Genomic DNA, 15,058 nt, shown 5'->3' with positions numbered 1-15,058 from the left:
TTACTCCCGTGGCGACAACCACCCGGACGGATCATGTCGAGACAGCGCCGCCTCTCACGTCGACAGTTTGTTGTGGCTGCAAGCACTGCAGGAATTGGAACCCTCGCTGGCTGTGCCAGCAGTGCCCCCGGTGACGGAACGACGACCCCCCGTTCGAACACACCCACTCAGTCTGCGGGTGCGGGGACACCGACCCCCAGCGACGGGGCAAAGTCCCCCGTCTCAGCCATCGAAGCCGAATCGGTCCCCATTGCGCTCTCCGGCGGTGACGGCCTTGACAGTGTGGCCTCAACGCTTGCGTCGGCTCCGATTGTCGGGATCGGGGAGAACTCACACGGGATCCAGGAGTTCAAGACCCTCCAGAAACTCCTCGTCGAACGGCTGGTAGCTGCTGAAGGATACCGATTGATCGCAATCGAGGGCACACTCGGAGAGTTCGGGCCCGTGAACGAGTACGTCACCGGTACCTCGGACGACCTCGACAGTGCACTCTCGGGGCTCGAGTTTTACTTCTGGCAGACGGAGGCGATCCGCCAGCTCTTCGAGTGGCTTCGGTCGTTCAACGACGGGCGCCCTGCAGACGACCAGGCTGTTGTCTACGGCTACGATGCGCAGTTCCATGACGTGAACGCGACCGCCCTGCGCTCGTACTTCAAACGGGTCGACCCTGACTACCTGAACGAGGTCGAGGACCGGCTGGACCCGCTGACGCAGCCCCTGTACGAACAGGACGAGGTCAGCTATATGACCGACGCGCAGACCTCGCTCATCTCGGACCTCCAGGCTCGACTCCACTCTCACGAGACGGCCTACGTCGATGCGAGTTCGCGGTCAGCATGGAAACTCGCACGCCGTCACGTCTGGACACTCAACCGAAGTCTCCAGTTCCAGCAGAAACTCCGCGCACACAAGTTCACACAGGGCAAGACGATCCGTGACGCAGCGATGGCACGAAACGTGCGCTGGCTACGTGAGTGGGCTGGCAAAGACCGGACAGTCGTGCTCGGGAACTCGAACCACACGATGCGGGGATCGAGTGGGTCCGGCGGTCATGGCGCTCGCATGGGCCAGCACCTCACCGAGACATTCGGCGAGGATTACTACTCGCTGGGGTTGCTGTTTGGCTCTGGACAGTTCAGAGCACCTCAGAGTCAGCCGCGAGAGCCATTCTCGACCTACGAACTCGGTGAGCCGACCGATGGGACACCAGCAGCCACCCTGGTCGATGTGCAACATCCCGAGTTCTTCTTGGACCTCGAGTCCGCTCGAGAACGCGCCCGTATCGACTCTTGGCTTGATACTGTGTCCGATGTCCAGTTCTCGACGCCGAGCGCCGCTGACCGAGGTTCGGTGCCGCTCCCAGCACCCCCCGGCACGGTCTACGACGGGATCGTGTTCGTGCAAACCGCCTCACCCAGCTCTTTCGAGTACAGGTCAGTACCCCACAGCTGAGGAACTCACACCGGCCCTCGGGAACTCTCGGAACTGGACCGCGAGTTGCATACGCAGCTCCCGAACAACAAACACAGTGCTGGAGAAGGTGAGACCAGACGGCAAGCCCAGCACCGAACACTATTCGCGGGGTTTCAACGGTGCCGTTCGATGCGTCGTAGAATCGGGATCTCATCGCGCCGCTGTTCGTCGAGGAGGCCCCACTCGATCCCGACCGGTTTGTCGTCGGCAGCCTCCGTCCGAACTGACCGTTCCGGGGTGAAGAGCCAGTCTATCGGAACGTCTTGCGGCGTCGTCGGGACCGCTTCGTCGACGACCTGAATTTCGTGAACGGTCGTGACGGTCGTCGTGTTGTCGTCGACCAGTCCGAACTCGCGGAGGATCGCGAACTCCAGGTCGCTGTACCCCTCGCCTTTCCCGACTCGTTCACCGTCCTCGGTCATCGCGACGCTCCCGGAGACGATCAACTCGATAGGCTCCATCTCCTCGGGGCCCACCTGCTCCCCCAGTTCCGACGAACCACCAATCGTTGTCGCGTGGTCGATGTCATCTATCTCGTCGGGGTCCAGCCGCAAGAAACACTCCTCGTCCCGTAACCGGGGGACAGCCATATAGACGACCTTGCCAGCCTCCAGTGCCCGCCGACGAACCGGGCGCTGAGGCGAATCCGGGTTCGACTTGATTACGTCTGCATTGTTCCAGACGTCGGTCCCGGCGAGACGCTCCGCAGCCTGCTCTGCACCCGCAAAATTGGGAATTCTCCCCCGCGGCGGAAATGGGAAACGGGCCTCTCCACTCTCCTCGAGTTCGCCCCAGACGCGCTCTCTGAGGTTCTCTTTCGCGGGCATCAGTTCTCTCGCTCCCGCTCACGGAGGTCGACCCGGCGGATCTTCCCCGTCGAGGTCTTGGGGAGCGCGTCGACGAACTCGATCTCGCGGGGGTACTCGTACTCCGCGAGGCGGTCCCGGGCTCGCTCGCGGAGCTCCTCGCGCAGGTCGTCATCGCCCGTCGCGTCCCCGACCAGCTCGATGAACGCTTTGATCACCTCGCCGCGGGTGTCGTCGGGGACGCCGACCACGCCGGCCTGTTCGACCGCGGGGTGGCCGAGCAGCGACTCCTCGACCTCCAGCGGGCCGACGCGGTAGCCGCTGGTGATGATCACGTCGTCCTTGCGGGATTCGAACCAGAGATAGCCGTCCTCGTCCTGACGGGCGAGGTCGCCCGTGAGATACCACCCGCCGCGCTGCTTCGCCGCCGTGGCCTCCGGGCGGTTCCAGAACTCCCTGAAGAACACGCGGTCGTCGTCGGGTCGGACGGCGATCTCCCCGACCTCTCCCCGGGGGAGCTCGTCGGGGTCCTCGGCGTCCTCCGGGAGGTCGGGGTCGACGATCCGCACGTCGTATCCGGGGAGGGGTTTGCCCATGCTCCCCGGCTTCGTCTCGAACCACCGGGAAGCGTTCGCGACCACCAGATTGAGCTCGGTCTGGCCGTAGTACTCGTTGACCGACACGCCTTCGAGCGTCTCGTCGGCCCACTCGAGGATCTCGGGGGTGACCGGCTCGCCCGCGGAGGCGACCGTCTCCAGGGCGAGGTCCTCCGGGGCCTCGGCGCTCATCATCATCCGGAGCGCGGTGGGGGGGACCAGCGCCTCGGTGACGTCGTACGCCTCGAGGATCTCGAAGGCAGCGCCGGCGTCGAACCCCTCCATCGGCGCGGCGACCACAGTCCCGCCGTAGTGCCACGTCCCCATGAGGAGTCCGCCGAGCGCCGACCCCCACGCCCAGTCCGCGGGGGTCCAGGCGACGGTGTCGGCGCCGAGCCCGCCCTCGAAGAAGTTGAACGCGGCGGCTCCCCGGCCGGCCCACAGCGCGTGCCCGTGCCGGACGCCCTTCGGCGGCCCCGTCGACCCGGAGGTGTACATGACCGCCGAATCCGTCGCCGGTGTCGCGTCGTAGGGCTCGACGTCGGGGTCGCGGTCCGCGACGAAGGGGTCGTAGTCGACGACCTCGCAGTCGATGTCGGCCCCGCCCTCCGCGGACACGTCGGGCTCGCCGACGTAGTAGGGCCGGTCGTCGAGGGCGATAGCGACCTCCAGCGCCGGAGACTCGCTGCTCGCGGCCGCCAGGTCGTCGCGGACGGAGGGCGCGAAGACGACCGCGCGCGCGCCGGCGTCGTCGAGCCGGTAGGCGAGCGCGTCCCGGCCGAACAGCGTCGTCAGGGGGATGGTGACCGCGCCGAGCAGCCAGCAGGCCATGTGGGTGATGGGGGTCTCCGGGCGCTGTGGCGCGACGACGCCGACGCGGTCGCCGGGCTCGATGCCGCGGTCGGCGAGTGCCGTCGCCAGCCGGCCGGCCGCCGCCCCGATATCACGGAAGGAGTGCTCCTCGCCGGTGGCGGCGTCGACCAGCGCGACCCGGTCGGCCGGTCCCGGGTCGTCGTGACCCCGCAGGCAGTACCGGGCCGGGTTGTAGCGGTCGGGCAGGTTCCAGGAAAAGTCCGCGCGGGCCCGCTCGTAGCTGTCGTAGTCCGGCATCGGCTCCCAGCTCATACCCCGCCGTTCGACCGACGCCGGCTTTAGGGTTCGGTCGCCGCTGGCAGGTCCGGGACCGGTCCGCTAGTCCCGTCCCCCGTACTTCGCCGCGAACTCCCGCCCCGTGCAGTGGTTCGTGCTCAGGCCGAACAACCGGAACTCGACCTCTTCGAACGGGATCCCCCAGATACCGAAGTCGGCGGGGAACTCCGCGTTCGCGGCCAGGCTCGCGTACGCCTGCTCCTGCTCGTTCTCCCCGATCTCCGCTATCTCACCCGTGATGACGACACTCCGCCAGACTGCCTCGTCGTCAGTGTCCTGCTCGTAGACGGTGAGACACACGTTGGGATTGGCGTCGATAGCCCGGCTTTTCCGGCTCCCGTACCCGCCACCCCACTGCATCGGGAACACCATCCGGTCGGAGTCGTAGCCGAACGACACCGGGACCGCGTACGGCTGCCCGTCGTCGACCATGGCGAGGACGCCGACCCCCTTCCGCACGAGCAGTTCGTCGATCTCGTCTCGCTCAAGACGTCTCATACTCTGCCGAGGATACCCGGCAGTGGTAAGTGATGCGATGGGGCGCCCCGGAACGGCCCGTCCGCCCCACGACGCCGGCTCCCCGGAGCCCAGGCTCGCAGGGGATACGCTCACGGAGGCGGTGCCGTAGCGGCGCCCGAAGGGTTACTGTGTCGGGCCCCGACGGGCCGGACATGCAGGGGATCCGTCTGCTCGGCGGCGGTGTCACAGCGCTCGGCGTGGCCGGGTACGTCGCCGGGGTCGCGGTCGAGTACCCCGGCCGGGCGTTCGCGGTCGCGGCGGTCATGCTCGGGCTCACGCTCGTCGCCGTCGGAGGTGACCGCCGGTGACCGACGCGCTCGTCTACAGCGACGGAACCGTCAGCACCCGGCCCGCCGAAACCCCGGCGCAGCTCCGGGCCGCGAAGGAGGCGGCCGGGACCACCTGGGTCCGCGCGAGCGGGGCCGACATCGACGCCGTCGCCGAGGCGTTCGGGCTGCACGCGCTGACCGTCGAGGACGTCCGCGGGCACGTCCGCCCGAAAAGCGAGGAGTTCGCCGACTACGCCTTCCTGCTGGTGAAAGACGCCGACCTCCGGCGGGGCGAGCAGACCTTCGAGGAGGAGATCGACGACCAGCCGGTCGGGCTCTACGTCGGCGACGACTGGCTTGTGACCCTCTCGCTGAACCCCGTCCCCGCCGTCGGGACCGTCTGGGAGCGGGCGCTGTCGGGCGACGAGCGCCTGCTGAGCCGGGGTCCGGACTTCGCCGCCTACCGCGTCGTCGACCTGCTCGTCGACGAGTACTTCGCCATCCTCGACCAGGTGGAGACCCAGATCGAGGTCATCGAGGACGAGGTCCTCGAGTCGACCGACATCGCCACCCTCGAGGGGCTCAACGCCGTCCGGCGTGACCTGCTCGCCTTCCGCAAGATCGCCTGGCCGACCCGGGAGGCGGTCAGTGCCTTCGCGCGCGGGCGTCCGGAGCAGGTCAACGCCGAGACCGAGAAGTACTACCGCGACGTCTACGACCACCTCGTCCAGGTGGTCGACCTGACCGAGACCTACCGGGACCTGACAGCCGGCGCCCGCGACATCTACCTCAACACGCTCTCGCAGTCGACCAACGAGGTCACAAAGGCGCTGACGGTCGTCGCCACGGTCTTCATTCCCCTGACGTTCATCGCGGGCGTCTACGGGATGAACTTCGCCGGCACCCCCTTCGCCATGCCCGAACTGGGGTGGACCTACGGCTACCCGGCCGTGATGGTCGGGATGACGCTCGTCGGAGTGGTGCTGCTGTACTCGTTTCGCAAGCGGGGGTGGATCTGAGTGGGCAGTTCCGACGCCCCCGAGGACCCGGACCTCGAGGACGCGATGGACGAACTGGAGGAGCTGGAGGAACTGGTCGACTCGCCGGCCGAGCGCGAGCAGGTCCGCGAGGCGATGCGCACGCTCCGGCGGGCCCGGGCACGCCCGTTCGGGCGCCTGCGCAGCGCCTTCGGGCGCCGGGACGCCGGGGAGGCGCTGGTGGGGAGTTTCATCTTCGGCATCCCGATGATCGTCGAGGAGGGGACCCTCGAGATCGGGGCCTACATCGCCGCGCGTCCGGCCTACATCGGGCTAACCGCAATACTGGGGCTGGGCTTCGTCCTCGGGATCCTGTACGCTGCCGGGTTCGCCGAGGTCGAGGAGGACCTGCTCGCCGGGGTCGTCCCGTTCCGCCTGGTCGGGATCCTCGTGGTCTCGTGCGGGGCGGCGCTCCTGTTGATGACCGTCTGGGGGCGGGTCGACTGGACGACGCCGGTGGTCGCCGGGAGCCAGACGCTCGTGACGGCTGTCGTGATGGCCGTCGGGGCCTCGCTCGGGGACATCCTCCCCGAACGGTAGCCATCCCGGGCCGGGGTCGGCGTCCAGGCCCCGGCCGAGGATCACGGGCGGCGCCTCCCCGGCAGTCGGCGTCCTGATACGCCGCCAGGGTGTGAACTTATACGCGAACGTGGAGTACGCGCAGGGGATGGTCGTCGACACGTTCGTGGACGTCTTCGGGACGAACCCGCTGGTCCACGGGCTGGTGGGGGGGATCTTCATCGCCCTGCTGAACGTCTTCGGTGCCGCGCTGATCTTCGTGGTGCGGGACCCGAGCCAGCGCGCGCTCGACGGGGCGCTGGGGTTCGCCGCCGGCGTCATGCTCGCCGCCAGCTTCACGAGCCTCATCGTCCCCGGGATCGAGCTGACGGAGGTGGTCGTCCCCGGCATCGAGGCGACCGGGTTCCTCCAGCCCGTCCCCGTCCTCGCGGGCGTGTTGCTCGGCACGCTCTTTCTGGACCGGGCGGACATGCTGGTCCCCCACGCCCACTACCTGCTGACCGGCGAGCGCCGCGCCGACGCCGCCGAGCCCGGCGACTCGCTGCCGGTCGACGACGCCCGGCTTGCCTCCGTGGTCCTGTTCGTCCTCGCGATCACCCTCCACAACATGCCGGAGGGGCTGGCTGTCGGGGTGGGCTTTGGCTCCGGGCGGGTCGGTGAGGCGCTGGCACTGATGCTCGCGATCGGGATCCAGAACATCCCCGAGGGGCTCGCGGTGTCGATCGCCGCCGTCAACGCCGGCCTGGACCGGCGGCTCTACGCCGCCGTCGCTGGCGTCCGGGCCGGCGTCGTCGAGATCCCGCTCGCGGTCTTCGGCGCCGTCGCGGTGACGCTTGCCGCCCCGCTTCTCCCCTACGCCATGGGGTTTGCCGCCGGCGCGATGCTCTTCGTCATCAGCGACGAGATCGTCCCCGAAACCCACCTCCGTGGCAACGAGCGGGTCGCGACCCTCGGGACGATGGTCGGCATCGTCGTCATGCTGTATCTCGACGTCGCGCTCGCGGCCTGAGGTTACCCGCCGAAAGCGGATGGTTTTGCCCCCTCCGGGCGCGGTGCTGGTCTGTGTGTGGACGGCCGTCGTCACTGGAAGATCTGTCTCGTCCCCAGGATCTGCCAGTTTCGGCGGCACTCGGCCGCCGGGCGCCGGCGGCCGGGCGTCAACGATACCGGTGCTCGTTGCCGGCATACCCGAGCCCTGGTAGCGTTTACAGGTGCGGCGAGCCTTATGAAGTGGAGGCTCTTAGGGAGGGACACGACTGACCCCGGAGGTCTGTCGGTGGCATGACTGAAGCAATGACAACGACATCTGACACCGAGGACGAGGCGCGGGACGGCGACCACCTAGAGGACATCGACGACGGGTGTGGCTGTGCCGAGGTCTGGGAGCACCTCTCGGAGCGCCGGGAGTCCGAGACCGACGAGGACTGAACCTACGGGACACTTTTGACGCTGAGCACGCTACGGTAACTCGATGAGTGGCGAGGGCCCCGACGAGGCGATCCCGACGGACCGCGAGTCGCCGGTCGGCGCGCCGGTGATCCGCGGCGACCCGTCGCTGACCGGCGAGCACGCCGAGCGGGCCGTCGAGTTCGACCCCGAGGACCCCGAGAGTCTCGCGCTCGCGGCGGAGACGGTCCGCGCGTTCGCCGACAACGAGGCCGGGGCCGACGACAACGTCCTGATGCTCCGGGGGGCGGCGGCGTGTGCCGCGCTGGTGCGCGGCGAGGGCTCCTACAAGGACGCGGCCGCCCGCGCCGGTGAGGGCGTCACCGTCTCATTCATCCGGAAGTGGTCGCGGGTCCACGACCTCCCCCAGGCGATCCGCCGTCACGTCGCCCGCGGGGAGATCGCGCCGACGGCCGCGAAACACATCGCCCGCCTCTCTGGCCCCGACCGGCTCCACCTCGCGTGGGCCGTGCTGGACCACGACATGACCGTCCGGCAGGTCCGCTCGGTAGCGAGCACCGTCGGCGACGGGACCGACATCGAGGCGGCGCTGGCCGACGAAGGGGTCACGCTCGGGGCGTTCGACCTCCGGCTCTCCCCGGAGGTCTACTGCAAGCTCCGCCGGCAGGCCTCGCTTGACGACAGCAGGCCGGGCGAGCTCGTCGATGACGCGCTCGAGGGCTGGCTCGAAGACGGCTGATCGTAAGGATTTACCTCCGGGGGACCTCCCATTGATCCGAGGGCCGGTAGCTCAGTGAGGGAGAGCGTCTGGCTTTTATCGTGACAGCCCGGTCGTACGGGAAGTCACGGAAGAGACCAGATGGTCGGGGGTTCAAATCCCTCCCGGCCCGTGCAGGGAACCGCTGAGCGACAGCGAAGCGGTGACCGAACCGGCCCGGAAGGATTTGAACCCGGGGAGTCGCAACCGTGAGCGGGGCGAGCGGTCCGTCTCCACTCGGTTCAAACCCCTCCCGGCCCGCTTTTGCGAGAAGCGGACGTGGCGAACGCAAGCCGCAGCCGGCGGCGTGAGGGGCGAGGTCGCGAACCGCACCACTTAGGTTCGCGCCCCACGAGCGCCCGTGCATGGTAACCGTCGAGGACAGGCTGGAGCCGCTCGGGGTCGCCGTCGGGGTCGTCCTGGTGCTGGGCTCGCTGGGGACGCTGCTCGGGTCGCCGTGGTCGACCGGAAGTGCAGTCGTCACCGTCCTGCAGCTCGTCGGGGTCGTACTCGGCGTCGGGGTCGGGGTGGGGCTGGCGTGGCTGAGCTACGGTGCGGGCGCGTCCTGACTATTTGACCGGCATGAACGCCGTCGCGAGCAGGAACAGTCCCGCCAGGAACGCGAGGATCACGACCCCCCACACGCCGTTGCGCCGCTCCTCGAAGTAGTCGATCTCCGTGAGCTGTGACTGGTAGTTGCCGTAGTACTCGTCGTTGGGGAGGAGCTGGACGCTCTCCTCGCTGGGGAAGTGGACGAAGTGTTGCTGGCCGTTGAGCGTCACGTTCGCGCCCTCCTGGAGGGGGATCCGGTTGGTCACGCTGGTGGTCCAGGACAGCGTCGCCGTGTCGGCGGTGACCGCCGTCACGGTCGCGGTGACGTTACCGGAGTCTGCGGGGTACCGGTAGTCGTCGCCGACCGCGAAGGTCAGCCGCTCGGGCTCGGGCAGGTACTCCGAGAGCGGCTGGAGCGTGCCGTCCTCGACGTACCGGACGTACTGCGTACCGTTCTGGTCGAACGGCTCGTCCTCGACGGCCGGGTCGGCCGCGAGGATGGCCGAGACGTTCTGGAGTGCCGTCAGCGTGATCTCCCCGGTCTCGTTGTCGAGACTGACGTTGTACTCCGTCCCCTCGTAGGTCGTCGTCGACCCGCTCTCGAGCGTCGCGGTCATGCGCGCGGAGTCGTTGACCCACGTGAGGTTCCCGCGGATGACTTCCTCGCCGCCGCCGCCACCGTGTCCGCCCTCCCCTCCGGTCGTCACGGTCGTGACGTTCGCGACCGTGTGTGTCCGCCCGTCGACGGTGATCGTATCATCCGATGCGTACTCCGGGGCGTCCGGGAACTGGACAGTGGGCTGGGTCATCCCGACCTGGACGAACCCGAGCGCACCCGCCCCGATGAGGACGAAGAGCACGAAGTAGACCGCCGCGGCGCGTCGTTGCATACGGGAAGGTGGCCACCCCGGATAAAAAACGGTTACTTTCCGTCGCCGAACCCGACCCGGTCGGCGTCGGCCAGCGCCCGCTCGCTCGCCGCCGCCACCGAGAAGTCCCGGACGGCCTCGCCGTCCCGGACGAGCGGCTCCAGCAGCGGCTCCCCGTCGGCGGGGCCCGGCCGGTCGGCCAGCCCGACGTGGTGGCCGCCGTCGGGCGTCCGGTAGACCTGCTTTTTGCCGTCGAGTTTCCCCCGCTTGGCGGCCGGCTCGCCCTCCACCTCGACGATGTCGAGCGCGAAATCGAGCGGGTCGGCGTTGCTGACGTAGCTGCCGACGCCGAACCCGTCGGCTACGTCCCGCAGTTCACGCAGTTCCTCGGCACCCAGCCCGCCGCTAGCGAAGATGCCCACGTCTTCGTCGCGGGCCTCGAGCTTCCAGCGGAGCTCCCGGAGGATGTGTCTGAAGTCCCCGCGCCGCGAACCGGTGGTGTCGATCCGGACGCTGTCCAGGTCTTCGACGGCGTCGACCGCGCGCAGGACCTCCTCGACCTCGTCGTCGTAGGTGTCACAGAGCGCCACCCGGGGGACGTCCTCGGCGACGGCCTCGTCGAAGGCCCGCCAGGCGGCCTCCTGGTTGCCGCGGCCGAAACAGATCACCAGCGCGTGGGGCATCGTCCCGCCGGCCTCGCGGCCGACCACCTCGCCGGCCGCGACGTTGGAGATGCCATCGAGCCCGCCCAGAAGCGCCGACCGCTCGACCATCGCCCCGATGGCGGGGTGGACGTGGCGGGTCCCGAAGCTCAGCACCGTCGAGTCCGGCGCGGCCCGCCTGGCGCGCAGGGCCCTCGTGGCGACGCCCGTGGCGTGAGAGAGAAAGCCGAGCAGCGCGGTCTCCAGCCGACAGAACTCCAGGTACGGCCCCTCGACCCGGAGGACGGGACCGCCGTCGAACAGCCGCCCCTCCCGGAGCGCCTCCACGTCGACGGCGCGCCCCTCGAACAGCGCGGCGGCGTCTTTCACCCCCGCCAGCAGGTGCCACTCGCCGGTGGGGAACTGGTTCGCGGTCACCTCGGCGACGACGTTCGGGTTCCGTCCGGCGTGGGAAAGCGTCTCGACCGTCCGGTCGAAGTACGCGTCCGTCGCTCGCCCTTCGGCTATCGCGTCCGGGCTCACGATGTCGAACTCCATGGCCAGCCCTACTCGGGCCCGGTTGAAACGATTTTCTCTTCATTCGAGGGTGATGAAGACCAGCGACCCTCATGGCGGGCCGGTCGGCGGGCATCGGGGTGGTCCCGCCGGGGTGGCCGCCACGGCTCGCCGCTCACTCCGCGTGAACGCCGTCGAGGCTCCCGGCGGTCGGGGCGTTGACGACCCGGACGCGGCTGCCCTCGCGGGTGACCCGGAAGGCGTCGGCGAAGGCCCCCTCCGGGATGACCCAGACCCCGTCACCGCGGGATACCGCCCCCCGCTTCTCCAGCAGTTCGCGGTAGGCGTCGTGGAACTCCCTGGCCTCTCCGGGGTTCTCCCAGGCGGTCTCCCAGACGTAGCCGTACTCGCCGCCCGACCGGTAGGGGACGAGCGCGTCGCCGGCCCAGCCGTCGGCCGCGGGGTGGCTGTAGCTGTACCGCGAGGGCGGCGTCTCGCCGACGCCGTTGGCGACCAGCATCGCGTAGACCGATGCCTCGCCGACGGTGTCGGCGACGGGGTCGTGGTCGAAGCGGTCCCACGCCGCCGACGAACGGTCCGGCACGGAGACGTCGACAGGCTCGTCGTCGGGGTAGCGCTCGGGGTGGATGACCTGCTCGGTGCTCGCGGGGTACGCCTCGTGGAGGTCGTCGACGGCGTCCCAGCCACCGCGTCCCTCGATGGCCGCGACGAAACCCGGCCCGCTGGCGTAGGGCTGGTAGAGCACGACGAACACGCCGGGGTTCGAGAGGCTCCCGCCGCCACCGCCGCCCCCGGGGACGGTGACACAGGACCACTCACCGTCACACCGCCCCTGGTAGCGGGCGGTCAGGAGGTTCGCCTCCCCCTCGACGACGGCGCTGTGGGCCAGCTGGCGGTCCTGGGTGTCCATCGACTCGTCCAGCCCGAACTGCTGGTCCTGGAGGGCGTGGACGAGTTCGTGGACCAGTGTCCCCCTGCGGAGCCGCGGGGTCGCGGAGTCGCTGACGATCACGATCTCGTCGCGGCCCGGCGAGTAGTAGCCCTGGACCGTGCTCCCGCGGAGGTCGTCGAAGACTGCCGAGACGTTCCTGTCCTCGCCGACCAGGAACAGGCCCTCCCAGACCTGGTTGTTCCACAGCTGGTGGGTCCGGTTGGGTGTCGAGGTCGCGTTGGCGCGGTACTGCTCGCGCGTGATGACGCGGACGGGTACGTCTTCGGTGAACTCCAGGCCGCGCAGGCGCTCGAGGCGGGCCATCGCCCGGCTCTTGACCGCCGTCAGTTCCGTCCCGTTGAGCCCGTCCTCTGTTGTGACCGATAGGTCGTCGTCGTAGCTATAGCCGTTCTCGACGCCGAGCTCGCCGTCGTCGGCCGGACCGACGGCGCCACACCCCGCGAGTACCGCCAGCGCGGCGAGCGCGAGTGTGAGAACCGCCGCGCGCCTCACGGAGCCCGCACCTCGTCCAGCCCGGCCCGCGTGGGCGCGTTGGTGACGGTCACCCGCGACCCGTCGACGGTCACGCGGAAGGCGTCGGCGAAGGGGCCGTCCTCGACGACCCAGACGCCCTCGGCGACCCGGTCCCCGCCCCAGTAGGACAGCAGCGCGCGATAGGCGCCGGCAAACCGTTCTGCGTCGGCCGGCGACTCCCAGGCCAGCCGCCAGACGTAGGCCAGCTCCTCGCCGTTGCGGTAGACGTGCAGGCGGTCGCCGGTCCAGCCGCGGGTGACCGCCAGGTCGTAGTTCAGCGGGTCGGTGGCGTTGACCTCGCCGCCGTCGAGGTTGAGCCACTCCTGTGCAGCAACGAGTGATGTCCGGTTCGAGTCGTCGTACAGCGTCCGGGCGAACATCGCGCCCAGCCCGGACCGGCCGAGGCGGCCGTAGTCCGGTCGGTCCGGGGGGCGGACCCGCTCCCAGCCGCCGGTCGCGCGGTCGGCCAGCTCGACGTCCTCGACCTCGAAGCTGCCGTAGTCGTCGGGGTCGATGACCACCCGCGCACTTCGCGGCGGGTTCTCGTAGGCGGCGTCCACCCGCGACCAGTCGTCCCCGTCACGGAGCGAGGCGATGAAGCCCGGCCCGTCACTGTACGGGAAAAACTGCAGGAAGTAGGTCCCCCAGTTCGGCGGCGGGCTCGGGTCGCCCCCCTCGCCGGAGTCGGGCGGGCTGAGACAGGTCCACTCCTCGCCACACCGGGCGGTGTAGGCCTGCTGGACGGTGTTCGCCTCGCCCTCGACCAGCCCGAGGACGCCGTTGTAGCCGTCGCGGGTGTCGACGCGGCGCTGGACCGAGAGGTTCAGCCGCTGGTCCTGGATGGCGTGGGTGAGTTCGTGCGCGAGCGTCCCCTCGCCGTCGAGCGTGGGCGTCGCCGAGTCGCTGACGAGCACGATCGCGTCGGCCTCGGAGTCGTAGTAGCCCGCAACCGTCTGGTTGCGGCTCTCCTGCTGGACCGACAGCGAGTCCTCGTCCTCGCCGATGAGGAATGCGGCCTCGAACTTCGCGTTGTCGAAAGACCGGAGTGCAGGGTCGCGGTCGCCGCCGCCACCGATGCTGGCGTTCTCGCGGCTGCGGACGCTCACCTCGACGGTGCTGTTGAACTCCAGGTCACGGACCCGCTCGACGCGGGCCATCGCCCGGGCGAGGACTGCCTCCCGCTGCTCGGCGGTGAGGTTCGCCGTGTTCTCGACCGACAGCGGGTCGTTGTACCAGTAGCCGTTCTCCCAGCCCAGCCGGTCGGTCTCCGGGTCCGGCCGGGGCTCGTCGGCCATCTCGGTCCCGTTCACCGTCGGGCCGTCACCGGGTCCGGGCTCCGCCGGGGTCGCCGTGCCGGGTCCGTCGGGACCTTCCGTCGACGTGTCCGGGCTGTCGGTCGCCGGGGCGAGCGTGCCGCCACAGCCGGCGAGCAGGAGGGCTCCGACCAGGGCGAGCAGGGCGGTCCGTCGCATTGCCCTCCCTTACGACCGCGCCGACAAAAGTGACGCGGGCGCCGGCCGGCCGGTGGCGGGCCGACGACCGGCAGGGAGCCCGGAGAAGTTTTCTTGAGCCTCGGCGCCGAACGGGCGGACATGAACCTCGACCCCGACACCACCGCGCTCGTGGTCGTCGACATGCAGAACGGCTTCTGTCACCCCGACGGCAGCCTCTACGCCCCGCCCAGCGAGGACGCCATCGAGCCCTGCGCCGGCCTGGTCGAGCGCGCCCGCGGGGCGGGTGCACAGGTCGTCTACACGCGCGACGTCCACCCGCCCGAGCAGTTCGAGGACGCTCACTACTACGACGAGTTCGAGCGCTGGGGCGAGCACGTCCTCGAGGGCTCCTGGGAGGCAGAGGTCGTCGACGACCTCCCGGTCCAGGAGGAAGACCACGTCGTCGAGAAACACACCTACGACGCCTTCCACCAGACCGACCTCGACGGGTGGCTCTCGGCGCGCGATATCACGGACCTCGTCTTCTGTGGCACGCTCGCAAACGTCTGCGTGCTCCACACCGCCGGCTCGGCGGGACTGCGCGACTACCGGCCGGTGCTGGTCGGGGACGCCGTCGGCTACATCGAGGAGGACCACCGCGAGTACGCGCTGGAGCACGCCGACTGGCTGTTCGGCGAGGTGACCGACCGCGACGCCCTCTCGTTCGGGTGAGCCACGCGGACCGGTCGATCCCGAACGTCGCAAATATCGCCCCGAGAGCGGCGAACACTCCCGTTTTCCCGAAACATTGATGTGTCTACAGGACTGTATGTCGGTGTACCATGTGCCACGGATACCACCCGGAGTGGGACAGCGCCCGGAGGACCGTCTACGACGAGGAGGAAGAGGAGACACCCTCATTCCTCGCTGAGGAGTCTTCGACGGAGACGGAGCTGCTGACCGACGGCGGCGACGAGGACGAGGAGTAACGGCCCCGACCGCCGCCCGGCCGGGAGCCCGGCGACGGCC

17 protein-coding genes and 1 tRNA gene are annotated in these 15,058 nt (G+C 69.4%); 11 read left to right on the top strand and 7 right to left on the bottom strand.

What is annotated here, in order from left to right; all coding sequences use genetic code 11:
• The first annotated feature begins 33 nt into the window (after positions 1-33).
• Positions 34-1,452: an erythromycin esterase family protein gene (locus GN153_RS12635; protein ID WP_159903332.1), complete on the top strand. Its 1,419-nt coding sequence runs from the start codon at positions 34-36 to the stop codon at positions 1,450-1,452.
• Between the two features lie 134 nt (positions 1,453-1,586).
• On the opposite strand, the gene GN153_RS12630 is transcribed toward GN153_RS12635, so the two are convergent.
• The 3 genes from GN153_RS12630 to GN153_RS12620 form a co-directional block, all read right to left on the bottom strand.
• Positions 1,587-2,300, bottom strand: a complete 714-nt coding sequence (locus GN153_RS12630) for a 5-formyltetrahydrofolate cyclo-ligase (protein WP_159903330.1) — start codon at positions 2,298-2,300, stop codon at positions 1,587-1,589.
• Positions 2,300-4,000 (bottom strand): acyl-CoA synthetase, encoded by a 1,701-nt coding sequence (locus GN153_RS12625; RefSeq protein ID WP_159903328.1) that lies wholly within the window; start codon positions 3,998-4,000, stop codon positions 2,300-2,302. Before GN153_RS12625 ends, GN153_RS12630 begins: the two co-directional genes overlap by 1 nt.
• Before the next feature lie 66 nt (positions 4,001-4,066).
• Positions 4,067-4,522 (bottom strand): pyridoxamine 5'-phosphate oxidase family protein, encoded by a 456-nt coding sequence (locus GN153_RS12620; RefSeq protein WP_159903326.1) that lies wholly within the window; start codon positions 4,520-4,522, stop codon positions 4,067-4,069.
• 173 nt (positions 4,523-4,695) lie between these two features.
• Between GN153_RS12620 and GN153_RS17565 the strand changes: the two genes are divergently transcribed.
• The 8 genes from GN153_RS17565 to GN153_RS12590 all read left to right on the top strand — a co-directional run bounded on the left by GN153_RS17565 (position 4,696) and on the right by GN153_RS12590 (position 9,101).
• The gene (locus GN153_RS17565) at positions 4,696-4,851 is read left to right on the top strand and encodes a hypothetical protein (protein ID WP_201287890.1); all 156 of its coding nucleotides are present in this window, start codon (positions 4,696-4,698) and stop codon (positions 4,849-4,851) included.
• Positions 4,848-5,831, top strand: coding sequence for a magnesium/cobalt transporter CorA (gene corA / locus GN153_RS12615; RefSeq protein ID WP_159903324.1), 984 nt, complete (start codon positions 4,848-4,850; stop codon positions 5,829-5,831). Before GN153_RS17565 ends, corA begins: the two co-directional genes overlap by 4 nt.
• Positions 5,832-6,389 (top strand): hypothetical protein, encoded by a 558-nt coding sequence (locus tag GN153_RS12610; RefSeq protein ID WP_236544804.1) that lies wholly within the window; start codon positions 5,832-5,834, stop codon positions 6,387-6,389. It abuts the gene before it with no gap.
• 127 nt (positions 6,390-6,516) lie between these two features.
• A complete protein-coding gene (locus GN153_RS12605; RefSeq protein ID WP_159903807.1) occupies positions 6,517-7,377 on the top strand; it encodes a ZIP family metal transporter in 861 nt (286 codons plus the stop codon).
• A 284-nt stretch (positions 7,378-7,661) separates the two neighbouring features.
• Positions 7,662-7,796, top strand: a complete 135-nt coding sequence (locus GN153_RS17830; protein ID WP_268893129.1) for a hypothetical protein — start codon at positions 7,662-7,664, stop codon at positions 7,794-7,796.
• Between the two features lie 43 nt (positions 7,797-7,839).
• A complete protein-coding gene (locus GN153_RS12600; protein ID WP_159903322.1) occupies positions 7,840-8,514 on the top strand; it encodes a DUF7119 family protein in 675 nt (224 codons plus the stop codon).
• A 40-nt stretch (positions 8,515-8,554) separates the two neighbouring features.
• Positions 8,555-8,665 (top strand) — tRNA-Lys (locus GN153_RS12595).
• Between the two features lie 232 nt (positions 8,666-8,897).
• Positions 8,898-9,101, top strand: a complete 204-nt coding sequence (locus GN153_RS12590) for a hypothetical protein (protein WP_159903320.1) — start codon at positions 8,898-8,900, stop codon at positions 9,099-9,101.
• Here GN153_RS12590 and GN153_RS12585 read toward each other — a convergent pair whose 3' ends face one another.
• The 4 genes from GN153_RS12585 to GN153_RS12570 form a co-directional block, all read right to left on the bottom strand.
• The gene (locus tag GN153_RS12585; RefSeq protein WP_159903318.1) at positions 9,102-9,974 is read right to left on the bottom strand and encodes a hypothetical protein; all 873 of its coding nucleotides are present in this window, start codon (positions 9,972-9,974) and stop codon (positions 9,102-9,104) included. It lies immediately after the preceding gene.
• A gap of 32 nt (positions 9,975-10,006) precedes the next feature.
• Positions 10,007-11,158, bottom strand: a complete 1,152-nt coding sequence (locus tag GN153_RS12580) for a nicotinate phosphoribosyltransferase (protein ID WP_159903806.1) — start codon at positions 11,156-11,158, stop codon at positions 10,007-10,009.
• Between the two features lie 127 nt (positions 11,159-11,285).
• On the bottom strand, positions 11,286-12,575 hold the full coding sequence (locus GN153_RS12575; protein ID WP_159903316.1) for an Hvo_1808 family surface protein: 1,290 nt from the start codon (positions 12,573-12,575) through the stop codon (positions 11,286-11,288).
• Positions 12,572-14,068, bottom strand: a complete 1,497-nt coding sequence (locus GN153_RS12570; protein WP_159903314.1) for an Hvo_1808 family surface protein — start codon at positions 14,066-14,068, stop codon at positions 12,572-12,574. Before GN153_RS12570 ends, GN153_RS12575 begins: the two co-directional genes overlap by 4 nt.
• A gap of 120 nt (positions 14,069-14,188) precedes the next feature.
• On the opposite strand from GN153_RS12570, the gene GN153_RS12565 reads away from it, so the two are divergent.
• Together GN153_RS12565 and GN153_RS17560 are read left to right on the top strand one after the other, a co-directional pair.
• A complete protein-coding gene (locus GN153_RS12565) occupies positions 14,189-14,761 on the top strand; it encodes a cysteine hydrolase family protein (protein ID WP_159903312.1) in 573 nt (190 codons plus the stop codon).
• Positions 14,762-14,871: 110 nt separating this feature from the next.
• Complete coding sequence (locus GN153_RS17560; RefSeq protein ID WP_201287889.1) at positions 14,872-15,018, top strand: hypothetical protein; 147 nt, start codon at positions 14,872-14,874, stop codon at positions 15,016-15,018.
• The last annotated feature ends 40 nt before the right edge of the window (positions 15,019-15,058 follow it).

Source organism: Salinirussus salinus, assembly GCF_009831455.1.
In the GTDB taxonomy this organism is placed as follows: Archaea; Halobacteriota; Halobacteria; order Halobacteriales; family Haloarculaceae; genus Salinirussus; species Salinirussus salinus.
The sequence above is the reverse complement of the archived record's forward strand: the minus strand, read 5'-3'. Positions and strand labels throughout refer to the sequence as shown.

Bases quoted from the DNA above. Each gene is read 5' to 3' on its own strand.
- GN153_RS12635 (WP_159903332.1), top strand. From the start codon at position 34: ATGTCGAGACAGCGCCGCCTCTCACGTCGACAGTTTGTTGTGGCTGCA.
- GN153_RS12630 (WP_159903330.1), bottom strand. From the start codon at position 2,300: ATGCCCGCGAAAGAGAACCTCAGAGAGCGCGTCTGGGGCGAACTCGAG.
- GN153_RS12625 (WP_159903328.1), bottom strand. From the start codon at position 4,000: ATGAGCTGGGAGCCGATGCCGGACTACGACAGCTACGAGCGGGCCCGC.
- GN153_RS12620 (WP_159903326.1), bottom strand. From the start codon at position 4,522: ATGAGACGTCTTGAGCGAGACGAGATCGACGAACTGCTCGTGCGGAAG.
- GN153_RS17565 (WP_201287890.1), top strand. From the start codon at position 4,696: ATGCAGGGGATCCGTCTGCTCGGCGGCGGTGTCACAGCGCTCGGCGTG.
- GN153_RS12605 (WP_159903807.1), top strand. From the start codon at position 6,517: ATGGTCGTCGACACGTTCGTGGACGTCTTCGGGACGAACCCGCTGGTC.
- GN153_RS17830 (WP_268893129.1), top strand. From the start codon at position 7,662: ATGACAACGACATCTGACACCGAGGACGAGGCGCGGGACGGCGACCAC.
- GN153_RS12600 (WP_159903322.1), top strand. From the start codon at position 7,840: ATGAGTGGCGAGGGCCCCGACGAGGCGATCCCGACGGACCGCGAGTCG.
- GN153_RS12590 (WP_159903320.1), top strand. From the start codon at position 8,898: ATGGTAACCGTCGAGGACAGGCTGGAGCCGCTCGGGGTCGCCGTCGGG.
- GN153_RS12585 (WP_159903318.1), bottom strand. From the start codon at position 9,974: ATGCAACGACGCGCCGCGGCGGTCTACTTCGTGCTCTTCGTCCTCATC.
- GN153_RS12570 (WP_159903314.1), bottom strand. From the start codon at position 14,068: ATGCGACGGACCGCCCTGCTCGCCCTGGTCGGAGCCCTCCTGCTCGCC.
- GN153_RS12565 (WP_159903312.1), top strand. From the start codon at position 14,189: ATGAACCTCGACCCCGACACCACCGCGCTCGTGGTCGTCGACATGCAG.
- GN153_RS17560 (WP_201287889.1), top strand. From the start codon at position 14,872: ATGTGCCACGGATACCACCCGGAGTGGGACAGCGCCCGGAGGACCGTC.